This window comes from Anaerobacillus sp., assembly GCF_046314235.1.
In the GTDB taxonomy this organism is placed as follows: Bacteria; Bacillota; Bacilli; order Bacillales; family Anaerobacillaceae; genus Anaerobacillus.
In genome coordinates this window covers 276124-289303 of sequence record NZ_JBKBWN010000005.1, presented here as the reverse complement: position 1 = coordinate 289303, position 13180 = coordinate 276124, and the positions used below count along the sequence as shown (strand labels likewise).

At 36.8% G+C, this 13180-nt stretch carries 10 protein-coding genes; 9 read left to right on the top strand and 1 reads right to left on the bottom strand.

The genetic code is table 11. From position 1 onward, the window contains the following. Positions 1–138 precede the first annotated feature (138 nt). The 4 genes from ACK4M9_RS09370 to pyc all read left to right on the top strand — a co-directional run bounded on the left by ACK4M9_RS09370 (position 139) and on the right by pyc (position 6815). A complete protein-coding gene (locus ACK4M9_RS09370) occupies positions 139–1467 on the top strand; it encodes a PhoH family protein (RefSeq protein WP_409849689.1) in 1329 nt (442 codons plus the stop codon). Positions 1468–1616: 149 nt separating this feature from the next. Next, complete coding sequence (glsA, locus tag ACK4M9_RS09365) at positions 1617–2549, top strand: glutaminase A (RefSeq protein ID WP_409849687.1); 933 nt, start codon at positions 1617–1619, stop codon at positions 2547–2549. A gap of 212 nt (positions 2550–2761) precedes the next feature. Beyond that, entirely contained in the window at positions 2762–3046 is a 285-nt protein-coding gene (locus ACK4M9_RS09360) for an Fpa/YlaN family protein (protein WP_409849685.1), read from the top strand. Between the two features lie 316 nt (positions 3047–3362). After that, positions 3363–6815: a pyruvate carboxylase gene (pyc, locus tag ACK4M9_RS09355; RefSeq protein WP_409849683.1), complete on the top strand. Its 3453-nt coding sequence runs from the start codon at positions 3363–3365 to the stop codon at positions 6813–6815. Positions 6816–6993: 178 nt separating this feature from the next. Here the strand turns inward: pyc and ACK4M9_RS09350 are convergent, their stop codons facing one another. Then, positions 6994–7899 carry a COX15/CtaA family protein gene (locus ACK4M9_RS09350; protein WP_409849681.1) on the bottom strand — a complete coding sequence of 302 codons (906 nt, stop codon included), beginning with the start codon at positions 7897–7899 and terminating at the stop codon, positions 6994–6996. A 300-nt stretch (positions 7900–8199) separates the two neighbouring features. On the opposite strand from ACK4M9_RS09350, the gene cyoE reads away from it, so the two are divergent. From cyoE to ACK4M9_RS09325, 5 genes are read left to right on the top strand one after another with little or no spacing between them, the layout of a single operon-like run. Then, on the top strand, positions 8200–9168 hold the full coding sequence (cyoE, locus tag ACK4M9_RS09345; RefSeq protein ID WP_409849866.1) for a heme o synthase: 969 nt from the start codon (positions 8200–8202) through the stop codon (positions 9166–9168). A gap of 46 nt (positions 9169–9214) precedes the next feature. After that, positions 9215–10222, top strand: coding sequence for a cytochrome c oxidase subunit II (gene coxB / locus ACK4M9_RS09340; RefSeq protein WP_409849864.1), 1008 nt, complete (start codon positions 9215–9217; stop codon positions 10220–10222). 24 nt (positions 10223–10246) lie between these two features. Continuing rightward, positions 10247–12079, top strand: coding sequence for a cytochrome c oxidase subunit I (gene ctaD, locus ACK4M9_RS09335; protein WP_409849679.1), 1833 nt, complete (start codon positions 10247–10249; stop codon positions 12077–12079). Position 12080: 1 nt separating this feature from the next. Then, positions 12081–12698 (top strand): cytochrome (ubi)quinol oxidase subunit III, encoded by a 618-nt coding sequence (locus tag ACK4M9_RS09330; protein ID WP_409849677.1) that lies wholly within the window; start codon positions 12081–12083, stop codon positions 12696–12698. A gap of 4 nt (positions 12699–12702) precedes the next feature. Next, positions 12703–13047 (top strand): cytochrome C oxidase subunit IV family protein, encoded by a 345-nt coding sequence (locus tag ACK4M9_RS09325; RefSeq protein ID WP_409849675.1) that lies wholly within the window; start codon positions 12703–12705, stop codon positions 13045–13047. Positions 13048–13180 lie beyond the last annotated feature (133 nt).

Here is a 13180-nt window from a genome sequence, read left to right as displayed (position 1 = left end):
ACTTATTTTGCCTAGAAAAAGCCCCTTTGAAATGTTTTATTTAATAATTTTTTGGCCACGCTATCTCATTTTAGTTTTCTATGCATAACTTAATAATAAGACACCATTCCCAATTTACTTAATCAAGGAGGCGTGACGTTGAATAAAATCTACGTCTTAGATACGAATGTATTACTGCAAGATCCATTTGCAATTTTTGCATTTGAGGAAAATGAAGTAGTAATTCCTGCAATAGTATTAGAAGAGGTTGATTCGAAAAAACGGTATATGGACGAGATTGGTCGAAATGCCAGGCAGGTAGCAAAACTTATGGATCAGTTTCGAGAAAAAGGGAAACTCCATGACAAGGTTCGTTTAGAAAATGGTGGCCAATTAAGAGTAGAATTAAATCATCGCTCATTTGAAAAAATGAAAGATATGTTTGATGAAAAAAGCAATGATAACCGAATTATTGCAGTTGCACTGAACTTACAATTAGAAGAAAATCTGAAGGGGGACGGGAAACCAGTTATTTTGGTATCGAAGGATGCCCTGATGAGAGTGAAGGCAGATGCAATTGGCATTCAAGCAGAGGATTTTCTTAGCGATAGGGTTTTAACTTCTGACCATATATACTCAGGTTATGTTGAGGTTTATGTAGGCTTGGAAGTTTTGAATAAATATTACAAAGAACAAAAAATCGATATAAAAGAATTAAGATATAAAAATATATATCCAAATCAATTTGTCATTTTGAAAGATGAACTAGGTAGTTCTGCATCAGCTATTGGTAAAGTAGATAAGGATTGCAGATTAGTCATTCCATTAATAAGGGAACTTGATCAAGTTTGGGGGATAAAACCACGAAATGTTCAACAACGAATGGCGTTTGAGTTATTATTGAGAGATGATTTGCCATTAGTGACTTTGGTGGGGAAGGCTGGTACTGGAAAAACACTACTTTCGCTAGCTGCAGGTCTTTTGCAAACAGAGGATCTCCATGAGTATAAGAAGCTATTAGTAGCAAGACCAGTTGTCCCAGTTGGAAAAGACCTTGGTTATTTACCTGGTGAAAAAGAAGAGAAGCTTAGACCGTGGATGCAACCGATTTATGATAATTTAGATTATTTATTTAATACGAAGAAACCTGGGGAGCTAGATCAAATACTAGCAGGTATGGCATCAATCCAGGTCGAAGCATTAACGTATATTCGCGGGAGAAGTATTCCAGACCAATTTATTATTATTGATGAGGCTCAAAACTTAACGAAACATGAAGTAAAAACAATCTTAACAAGAGTTGGTGAAGGAAGTAAAATCGTATTAATGGGGGATCCACAGCAAATTGATCACCCTTATTTAGATGAGTATAATAATGGACTTACCTATGTTGTTGAAAAGTTTAAAGGGGAAAAAATTAGTGGGCATGTAAAATTAGAAAAAGGCGAACGGTCAGGGCTTGCTCAGTTAGCAGCAGATATACTATAAGCTGGTAATGTTAATTCATATGCGTAGTAAAAAATGAATGAAGGCTAACGCTGTAATAGGTGTCTAGCCTTTTTTTACGTTTATTTCTTATTAATTGATTTAGTACGGGCTATTCTACTATTATAGAGAGAATAGAAGGGGTTGTTAATATGAAACAAAGCTTGGATGTAGAAACGCTAAACACAATGGTGGTTGAAGCAAAAAAATACACCAAAGAAGGCGTAGTTGCTGACTATATACCAGCGTTAGGTGAGGCAAATCCTGAAACACTTTCAATAGCGATATATCGTGGAAAGGGTGACTGCATTGCAGCAGGAAACATACGTGAAAAGTTTACATTACAAAGTATATCGAAAGTAATCACACTTGCTGTAGCACTTATGGACCATGGGGAGGAATATGTGTTTTCAAAGGTAGGGATGGAGCCGACTGGAGATCCTTTTAATTCAATTGCTAAATTAGAATCTAATGTACCCTCTAAACCTCTAAATCCTATGATTAATGCAGGAGCACTAGCTGTAACAAACATGATTATTGGTGAAACAATTGATGAAAAATTGGGAAGGATTTTGAGCCTAGTTCATGAAATGACATGTAATCCCGAGATTACCTATTGTGAGCGTGTAGCTAAATCTGAATTAGATACAGCGTTTTTGAACCGTTCTCTTTGTTATTTTATGAAGCAACATGGCGTTGTTAAAGGCGTGGTAGAGGAACTGCTAAATCTTTATACGAAGCAATGTGCCATACAAGTCGATTGTTATGATTTGGCAAAATTAGGCTATGTGATTGCAAATGACGGTAAAAATCCGAATACAGAACGTCAAATTATCCCATTACATATAGCGAGAATATTAAAAACATTTATGGTTACATGCGGAATGTATAATTCTTCAGGAGAATTTGCTATTAAAGTCGGCATACCAGCAAAAAGTGGCGTTTCAGGAGCAATAATGGGTTCAGTGCCGCATGGAATTGGGGTAGGGATTTACGGACCGGCTCTAGATGACAGAGGAAATAGTGTTGCTGGTATGAAATTATTAGAAAGTTTATCGAGTAGGTATGATCTCAGCATATTTTGATAGGAAGGGAATTAGCGATGTTAGAAATAGACTGTTTTTATTTAAAATATAAAATGTATTTTGAAGGTTAGCAACGAGTCGTTTTATAGGCGTTCTAGTTTTTGGGATAATAATTCTATAAATACTTCTAATATATTGCATTTTCTTACTATAAAAGCTATCATAGTGACATAAGGGACAGTGATAGGACTCGGGTATGGGAGGGAATAAACATGTCTAAAGAAGCTGTAACGGGACATTCTGAAAAAGCGTACGCCCTTCTTAAAGCGGATGCAAATAAGATCTTAAAGCTTATTGATGTTCAGATGACGAATTTAACAATGCCGCAATGCCCTCTTTATGAAGAGGTTTTAGATACACAAATGTTTGGTTTGTCGAGAGAAATTGATTTTGCAATTCGACTTGAGTTAATTGAAGAAGAATTGGGCAAGCAATTATTATCTGAACTAGAACGTGAATTAGCAGCTCTTCATGAAGCTTCAACAAAACGATTATAATGATTAAAAAAGGTGACTCAATGTATTGATTTCTCATATCTCCTAATAATTATCTTAAGGGGATTTGTTAAAATACAGAGTCATTTTTTTTTTTTTAGTACTGCTTATTGCTTTTTTAAGAAACTAAAAATTAAAAAGTCTAAAGTTTTAAAAAATTCTATTTTTTGTAATGATACACTTTAAATCTATTAACAAAAAATGATATGATAAGTATTAAGTTCAATTTAAGAGATAATCATCAGCTCATCAGATGGTTTAATTATGAGTTTAGGCGACATATTTCGACTGAAATATGATTTAGATAAGGAGGAGTAACATGAATAGGTTAACAAAGATTAAGAAAGTATTAGTAGCAAATCGAGGTGAAATCGCTATTCGTATTTTTCGAGCCTGTACAGAATTACATATCCGCACTGTAGCTATTTATTCAAAGGAAGATACAGGAGCCTATCACCGTTATAAAGCTGATGAAGCGTATTTAATAGGTGAAGGAAAAAAACCGATAGACGCATACTTAGACATAGATGGCATTATTGACTTAGCGAAAAGATATGATGTCGATGCCATTCACCCAGGATACGGCTTTCTATCAGAGAATATCCACTTTGCAAAACGTTGCGAAGAAGAAGGTATCATTTTTATTGGTCCGAAATCTGAACATTTGCATATGTTTGGTGATAAAGTTCAGGCTAGAACACAAGCAATAAAAGCCGGCTTGCCAGTTATTCCAGGAAGTGATGGACCAGTCGAATCTGTTGAAGAAGTTGAAACTTTTGCTATAGATCATGGTTTCCCTTTCATTATTAAAGCCTCCTTAGGTGGTGGCGGTCGTGGAATGAGAATTGTCCGTTCGAAAGAAGAACTACATGAAGCTTACAATCGCGCAAAATCAGAAGCTAAATCAGCATTTGGTAATGATGAGGTATATGTAGAAAAATTTATAGAAAATCCAAAACATATTGAAGTGCAAATACTAGGTGACCAAAGTGGTAATATTATTCACTTGTATGATCGCGATTGCTCTGTTCAGCGTCGGCATCAAAAGGTAGTTGAAATTGCGCCAAGTGTATCGTTGTCTAAAGAGGTTCGTGAGCAAATATGTCTTGCTGCAGTTCAATTAATGGAGAAGGTCAACTATATTAATGCCGGTACTGTTGAATTTTTAGTTACTGACTCGGGCGAATTTTACTTCATTGAAGTAAATCCGCGTGTGCAAGTAGAGCATACAATAACTGAGATGGTTACTGGAGTTGATATTGTCCAAGCGCAAATTTATATTGCAGATGGTGAAGAAATTCATGGTAAAAAGCTAAACATCCCAATGCAGGATAAAATTATATGCCATGGTTATGCTATTCAGTCGCGAGTAACGACAGAGGATCCAAGTAATAATTTTATGCCGGATACCGGTAAGATTATGGTTTACCGTTCAGGCGGTGGTTTTGGTGTTCGGCTTGATGCGGGTAATGGATTTCAAGGTTCAGTTATCTCACCATATTATGATTCACTGTTAGTGAAGCTATCAACATGGGCCCTAAGTTTTGAGGATGCAGCTTCAAAAATGTTAAGAAACCTAAGGGAGTTTCGTATTCGTGGTATCAAAACAAATATCGCCTTTCTAGAAAATGTTGTGCAGCATGAAAAGTTTTTAAATGGTGAATACAACACTTCTTTTATTGATACTACACCTGAATTGTTTGTCTTTCCAAAACGAAAAGATAGAGGAACGAAAATGCTTTCGTTTATTGGAGAAACAACAATCAATGGCTATCCAGGGCTAGAGAAGATGAAAAAGCCTGTATTCGATGAGCCGATTATTCCTAAATTTAAGCTATCTGAGCCCTTTCCAAATGGTACAAAACAAATTTTAGAGGAAAAAGGTGCTGAGGGCGTTGCCAAATGGGTGAGCGAACAGAAAGAAGTATTATTAACTGATACAACTTTTCGAGACGCGCATCAATCATTGTTGGCAACCCGAGTGAGAACCCATGACTTAAAAAAAATAGCTGAACCAACAGCAAGAATGCTACCAAATCTTTTCTCTTCGGAAATGTGGGGGGGAGCTACATTTGATGTTGCAATGAGGTTTTTGCATGAAGACCCTTGGGACCGACTGTTAACTTTAAGAAAGAGAATGCCTAACCTTCTTCTACAAATGCTCTTTCGTTCATCGAATGCTGTAGGCTATACGAATTACCCTGACAATGTAATTAAAGAATTTGTTCAAAAATCAGCTGAAGCTGGAATTGATGTGTTCCGGATTTTTGATTCGTTGAATTGGGTTCCCGGAATGAGATTATCGATTGACGCGGTTCGTGGAACAGGCAAAATCGCCGAGGCGACAATGTGCTACACTGGTGATATTTTAGACCCGAACCGATCAAAATATGATTTGATTTATTATAAAAATTTAGCAAAAGAATTAGAGCGCTCAGGGGCTCATATACTAGGAATTAAAGATATGGCGGGTCTATTAAAGCCAGAAGCTGCTTACCGATTAGTTTCCAGTTTAAAAGAGATACTATCAATCCCAATTCATCTGCATACTCACGATACAAGTGGCAATGGAATTTACACATATGCTAGAGCCATCGAAGCAGGTGTTGATATTGTTGATGTAGCAGTAGGTTCAATGGCTGGTCTTACATCTCAACCAAGTGCAAATAGTTTAATTTATGCCCTAGCAGGTAGTGAGCGTCAACCAAAGGTAAATATTGATGCTATCGAAAAATTAGGGATCTACTGGGAAGATACGAGAAAATTTTATCAAGGCTTTGAAAGTGGCATGCTTTCTCCGCACTCTGAGGTGTATGAGCATGAAATGCCAGGTGGACAATATAGCAATTTACAACAACAGGCAAAAGCGGTAGGTCTAAAGAGTCGTTGGGATGACGTGAAAAAAATGTACCGTACTGTAAATGACATGTTTGGAGATGTTGTAAAAGTAACTCCTTCGTCTAAGATTGTTGGTGACATGGCGTTATTTATGGTACAAAACAATTTAACAGAGGCAGATGTCTATGAGAAAGGTTCATCACTTGATTTTCCAGATTCAGTTGTTGAATTTTTCCAAGGTTACTTAGGGCAACCATATAAAGGATTCCCAGTAAAACTACAAGAGATTATCTTAAAAGGCAAACAAGCAATTACTGGAAGGCCTGGTGAAAGCTTACCAGCAGTAGATTTTGAAGTCGTTAAAAAGGAATTATTTGAGAAGTTGAACCGTCAAGTTACTGATTTTGATATGCTTTCTTATGCTATATACCCGAAAGTCTACTTAGATCATCAACGTTTTTATGAGCAATTTGGTGATGTTTCCGTTCTTGATACACCAACATTTTTATACGGTCTTCGTCTTGGGGAGGAAATCGAAGTTGAAATTGAACAAGGAAAAACCCTGATCGTAAAGCTCGTGTCTGTTGGTGAAGCTCAAAAGGATGGAACGCGTGTCGTTTACTTTGAATTAAATGGTCAACCGCGCGAATTAGTGATTAAAGATCAAAATGTAGAAACGACAGTTATTGCAAAAACGAAAGCTGATAAAGAAAATCCTAATCATATTGCTGCAACAATGCCTGGAACGGTTGTTAAAACACTAGTCGAAAACGGAGATAAGGTCAAAAAAGGTGATCATCTGATGATCACTGAAGCAATGAAGATGGAAACGACTGTCCAAGCTCCATTTAACGGAGTGGTGTCTCGTCTCTATATTCAAAATGGAGAAGCAATTCAGACCGGTGATTTATTAGTTGAACTGAAAAATGAATAAAATGTAAGAGAGGGGGATTCCCTTTCTTTTTTTTACACATTTTCCAACATTTCAAAGCATAAGATTTTTAATAGAACAAGAAAAGAAGCTCTCCCATAAGGGAAAGCTTCTTTTCTTTAACTGACTATTTTTACTAGACTAATGACGGTCGTGTTACCGCGGCTGTGACTTGGCAATCTTACTTTGCTCTAGTTGCTAACATGACTAAATAGCTTATCGTACCGAACAGACAAGTAATAATAAATGCATGAAGCATTGAAGAAAGCAGACTTAATTGTGTAAAGACTACGTACGCACCACTTAATACTTGAATTGAAACAAGGATTAAGGAGATGACAACTGTATAGCGAAGGGTAATTTCGTCTTTATAATAACGGTAAACATGTATGACTAAAGCTATAATAACAATGAACATTAACGCTGCTGCAACACGGTGACCAAACTGAACCGCAATGTTAGCCTTTAACGGGGGGATAATTTGACCGTTGCAAAGTGGCCAACCAGCACAAGCAAGACTTGAACCTGTATGCCGGACAAGGGCACCCGTATAAACGACTAAATATAAATAAGTAAATACGAAGTAGATAAACCACTTAAAACTTAACGATATACGAGGTGATCTAACCTGTGGTCCTTTATCTTCCTCAAAAACTAGTATTGTCAGTAATAGAACGCTAGCAAATGAGACGAGTGAAAATCCAAAATGTAGAGCTAAAACAGCTGATGATTGTCCCCACATCACCGCTGCGGCACCTAATAACCCTTGAAATATAATAAATAATATCGCAATTATCGCAAGCAATTTTGTCTCACGTACATGAGGCAGTTTTTTCCACATCCAAATTGCTAGAATAATAACCATGATGCCAAGAATTGCAGAAACCGCTCGGTGACTATATTCAATAATTGTTTCTAGTGTATTAATCGTTTCTGGAATTACTTGTCCATGGCAAAGTGGCCATGAATCACCGCAGCCTTGACCTGATTCGGTTTTTGTAACTAAGGCACCTTGTAGTAATACAATAATCATGCCAATGGTGGTTAGTATCGAAAATAGTTTAAGCCGTTTATTCAAATTGTTCACCTAACCTTTATAAAGATACGTCTATTATAACTTTTTTGAGTCCTTATCATTTTAAGAACAAATTCGAGAAATGTCAATTTCAATGAGTAAGCATATTATTACCATTATTAAATTAAAAATGTTATTATCTACGTATCAAAATAAAAATGGAAAATATAAGTGATGAAAATCACTGCATTATCATTTATAATGTGAGTATTAAGTTGTTTTGCACTAAGTAAATGTTATTAAACTAGTTTATAGTACAAAAGAAAAATGCTATAATAACAACTTGTCATTAATAACTTAATAGTCTCATAGATTACGGAGGTGAAGATATTGAATAAAACCGTTTTAGAGGGTGCAGAAATTTTGGAGTCATCAATAACTAATTCGAAAACGAATACTAATAATTCAAACGTAACATGGAGAGATTTTCTTGCCTTAACAAAAGTTGGCATCGTAATGTCTAATATGATTACTGCTTTTGCGGGAATGTTTCTGGCTGCTTACTATTTGGATATTCAATTATTCTCAAGTTCACATTTACATCTTGTTATTTTTGGTCTTCTTGGATCGGCGCTTGTCATGGCAGGTGGGTGTAGTTTAAATAACTATATAGATAGAGATATCGACCATTTAATGGAGAGAACTAATGAAAGACCAACTGTAACAGGTAAAATTCCAGAAAAACAAGTGTTACTATTTGGTTTATTCTTATCAGCACTAGGAACCTTTTTTTTACTGCTAGCTTCCCTAAGTGCAGCAGTACTAGGAATTGTGGGACTTGTCTTTTACGTAGTTATCTACACGATGTGGACAAAAAGAACAACATCATTAAATACAATTGTTGGTAGTGTTTCAGGAGCAGTTCCGCCACTTATTGGTTGGGCAGCAATTGATCCTGGCTTACATCCGGTTGCGTGGGTATTGTTTCTTATCATGTTTATCTGGCAACCACCTCATTTTTTAGCTTTAGCAATGAAGCGTTGTGAGGAATATCGAAATGCAGGCATTCCGATGCTTCCTGTCGTATCAGGTTTTTCTGTTACTAAACGTCAAATGGTTTTATATGTTGCAGCACTTATACCTATTTCACTGCTCTTATCACCGATGTTTGGTCCAGTTTACACTACAATTGCAGCAATATTAGGGTTTGGTTGGTTAGCTCTTGGTATTGCTGGGTTTGTGATGGAAGATGATATGAAATGGGCTAGATTAATGTTTGTATATTCACTTAACTACTTGACAATAATTTTTATTCTGATGGTTGTTATCCATATTGTTTAGAAATAAATCAATTATAAATATAAAAAAGGGGAGGTTTACAGCTTTGATGAAACTACTTAGCAGACTACTCCCGTTAACAGCACTTATGTTGTTGCTTGCGGGCTGTGGTGAAGCGAATTTAACGGCCCTTGATCCACAAGGACCGGTTGCAGAAATGCAGTTATCTCTTATCAAGCTTAGTCTTTATGTCATGATTTTTGTCATTGTAGTCGTATTTGCCATTTTTGCATTTGTGCTATGGCGATATCGAGAAAAGCCAGGTGACAAGCATATCCCGAAACAGGTTGAAGGGAATCACACACTAGAACTTATTTGGACAACAGTCCCAATTCTTTTACTAATTATCCTTGCTATTCCTAATGTCATGGATACGTTTACATTGGCGAATGTTGAAGCAGACGAAAACTCGATTACCGTAAAAGTAACAGGACATCAATTTTGGTGGGAATTTGAATATCCAGACCACGACATAGTAGCAGGTCAAGATATGTACATTCCTACAAATACGAAAATAATTGTTCAACTAGAAGCTGCTGATGTTATGCACTCATTTTGGGTTCCTGCTTTAGCAGGTAAGCAAGATAATGTTCCTGGTATTACAAATGATATGTGGATTAAAGCAGAAAATCCTGGGATCTATAAAGGGAAATGTACCGAGCTTTGTGGTGAAGCCCATTGGTTGATGGACTTTAAAGTTGTTGCTGTTGAACCAGAAGTATTCGAAAAGTGGGTAGCAAACATGAATCAAGAAGCTGAACCGGTTTCTGAACTAGCCGAAGCAGGTCGTGAGGTCTTCCAAGCGAGTTGTATTGGTTGCCATGCTGTTGGTGGTGTAGGTGGAAATCCTGTGATGGGTGGACCTGACTTAACAAACTTTGGTGAAAGAACGGTATATGCAGGATTTTTAGAGCCGACTGATGAAAATTTAGAAGAATGGCTTCGTAATCCATCTGGTGTAAAACCCGGTAATAAAATGCCAGCGTTTAATCATCTTAATGATGATGATATGAAAGCATTAATCGAATACATGAAGGGCTTAAAAGTCCTAGACTAACCGAAAGAAAAGGAGGAAGCTTCATTGTCAAACTCAGTGGCTAATAATAAAAGTACACTTTGGGATTGGCTAACGACGGTAGACCATAAGAAAATTGGGATTATGTATTTGGTTGCCGGTGCGTTTTTCTTCGTGTTAGGTGGATTAGAAGCCATGTTAATACGAGTACAGCTAATGTTTCCAGAGTCAAACTTTGTAAGTGCGCAAGCTTTTAACGAATTAATTACAATGCATGGTACAACGATGATCTTCTTAGCAGCTATGCCGTTATTATTTGGATTTATGAACTTTATTGTCCCATTACAAATTGGTGCAAGGGATGTTGCATTCCCGTTCTTAAACTCATTAGGATTTTGGTTATTTTTATCTGGTGGAATTTTACTTAACCTCAGTTGGTTCTTTGGGGGAGCCCCTGATGCAGGTTGGACAGCGTACGTTCCATTATCAAGTGCAGCATATGCAAGTACAGGATTAGACTATTATGTTTTAGGATTGCAAATTAGTGGTGCAGGAACTTTAATTGGAGGAATTAACTTCCTCGTAACGATTATTACAATGAGAGCACCAGGGATGACAATGATGAAGATGCCTTTATTTACATGGAGTACATTTGTTGCATCTGCATTAATTTTATTTGCTTTTCCTGCCTTAACTGTAGGTCTTTTCCTACTAATGTTTGAACGTCTATTCGGAGCAAACTACTTTATAGTCGAAGCAGGCGGTAACGTTGTTATTTGGCAACATTTATTCTGGATATTTGGGCATCCAGAAGTTTATATTCTAGTTCTACCGGCATTCGGTATTTTCTCAGAAGTACTATCAACATTTTCGAAAAAGCGTTTGTTTGGTTATAGTGCAATGGTATTTGCAACTTTAATCATTGGTTTCTTAGGCTTCATGGTGTGGGCGCACCATATGTTTACAGTTGGAATGGGGCCAGTTGCAAATGCAATTTTCGCTGTTGCAACAATGGCGATTGCAGTTCCAACAGGAATTAAAATCTTTAACTGGTTACTTACACTATGGGGTGGAAGAATTAGATTTACAACAGCAAACCTGTTTGCCTTAGGGTTTATTCCTTCATTCGTATTAGGTGGAGTCACTGGAGTAATGCTTGCAACATCTGCAGCTAACTATCAGTTCCATGATACGTACTTTGTTGTAGCTCACTTTCACTATGTAATCATCGGTGGGGTAGTGTTTGGTTTATTTGCTGGTACATTCTACTGGTGGCCAAAAATATTCGGAACGATGTTAAACGAAACATTGGGGAAATGGTTTTTCTGGTTATTCTTTATTGGTTTCCACTTAACCTTCTTCGTTCAGCATTTCCTAGGCTTAATGGGTATGCCGAGACGTGTAGCTTCTTACTTAGAGGGGCAAGGTCTAGATAATTTAAACTTTATTAGTACAATTGGTGCTTTCTTTATGGCGGTTGCATTCATCATTCTTCTAGCTAACATTTTTGTTTCAAGAAATGAGAAAGCAGTTAGCGATCCTTGGGATGGTCGTACGCTTGAGTGGGCAACTTCCACTCCAGTCAAAGAGTACAATTTTGCACAAACACCAGTTGTTCGTGAGTTAGATGCATTATGGTATGAGAAGATGAAAGGCAATAAGAGATTACCTGTAGCAGAACCGCTAGGTGAAATTCATATGCCAAACGGATCGATTTTACCATTAATTATGTCTATCGGCTTATTCATTGCTAGTTTTGGCTTTATTTATCACACGTATGTGATTTCTATTATCGGAATTGGTATAACTTTAGGTTGTATGATTATCAGATCTGTAAAAGAAGATCACGGCTATCATATTCCAATTGATCAGATCGAGCAAGATAAGGAGGTTGGATAATATGGGTCACGCACACCATAACACTGGCACACTGCCTCCAAATCCTGAAAAAGCAACACTTGAAGGTAAGAATAAATTTCTAGCGTTTTGGTTTTTTCTAGGAGGAGAAACGGTTCTTTTTGCTAGTCTTTTCGGAACGTATTTAGGACTTAGAAATGGAACTGCAGGAGGTCCTACTGCTGCTGAACTATTCCATTTACCACTAGTTTTTGTCGCAACAATGATTCTTTTAACTAGTAGTTTAACAAGTGTATTTGCAATGATTGCGATGAAAAAGGGTAATTACAAAGGAATGCTCACTTGGATGTGGGTAACAGTTGGCTTTGGCTTATCATTCTTAGTTCTTGAAATCTATGAATTTTATGATTACCTTAGTAATGGCTTAGGATTTACAACAAGTGCCTTTGGTTCAGCGTTTTACACGTTAGTAGGCTTCCACGGAGCCCACGTTGCATTTGGTATTGGCTGGATTGTAACCTTATTACTTCGTTACCGTAAAGGCGGTTTAACATTAACAAATGCACCTAAGTTTTATCTAGCTAGTCTTTATTGGCACTTTATCGACGTAGTATGGGTGTTTATCTTTACAGTTGTTTATTTAATGGGAATAGGAGGATAGATGCATGGAACCAAATCTGAATAGAAATGAACCGCAAATAAAGCTTTCTACAAAAGAAAAGTTAAAGCTGGACCGTGAATTAAGACATCAAATTGTCACGTTTGCCTTAATGATCTTCTTCACAGCATTAGCGTTTTTATCTGTTGCAAGTGATCTAATTCCAGCATCATTCGCGCTTCCATTTATCTTAATTCTTGCAGTAGTTCAAGTAATTTTACAATTATACTATTTCATGCACTTAAATCAGAAAGAACATGAATGGCCAAATGCTTTCATGTTGTCTGGAATAGTTATTGTTATTCCAATGATTGCTGCATTAATGCTTCTTTTAGGGGTAGTTAAATACTAAACTCTAATACAATAACGAAAGCTGACTGCATCTTAAATGAGTCAGCTTTCGTTATGTATTAATTGTGCCTTTAGCTTGGAAAGAGTTAGAAGGCTCGATCGGGAAATTGTTGCATTTATGTCAATTTCTATAG

Bases quoted from the DNA above. Each gene is read 5' to 3' on its own strand.
- glsA (WP_409849687.1), top strand. From the start codon at position 1,617: ATGAAACAAAGCTTGGATGTAGAAACGCTAAACACAATGGTGGTTGAA.
- ACK4M9_RS09360 (WP_409849685.1), top strand. From the start codon at position 2,762: ATGTCTAAAGAAGCTGTAACGGGACATTCTGAAAAAGCGTACGCCCTT.
- pyc (WP_409849683.1), top strand. From the start codon at position 3,363: ATGAATAGGTTAACAAAGATTAAGAAAGTATTAGTAGCAAATCGAGGT.
- coxB (WP_409849864.1), top strand. From the start codon at position 9,215: ATGAAACTACTTAGCAGACTACTCCCGTTAACAGCACTTATGTTGTTG.
- ACK4M9_RS09330 (WP_409849677.1), top strand. From the start codon at position 12,081: ATGGGTCACGCACACCATAACACTGGCACACTGCCTCCAAATCCTGAA.
- ACK4M9_RS09325 (WP_409849675.1), top strand. From the start codon at position 12,703: ATGGAACCAAATCTGAATAGAAATGAACCGCAAATAAAGCTTTCTACA.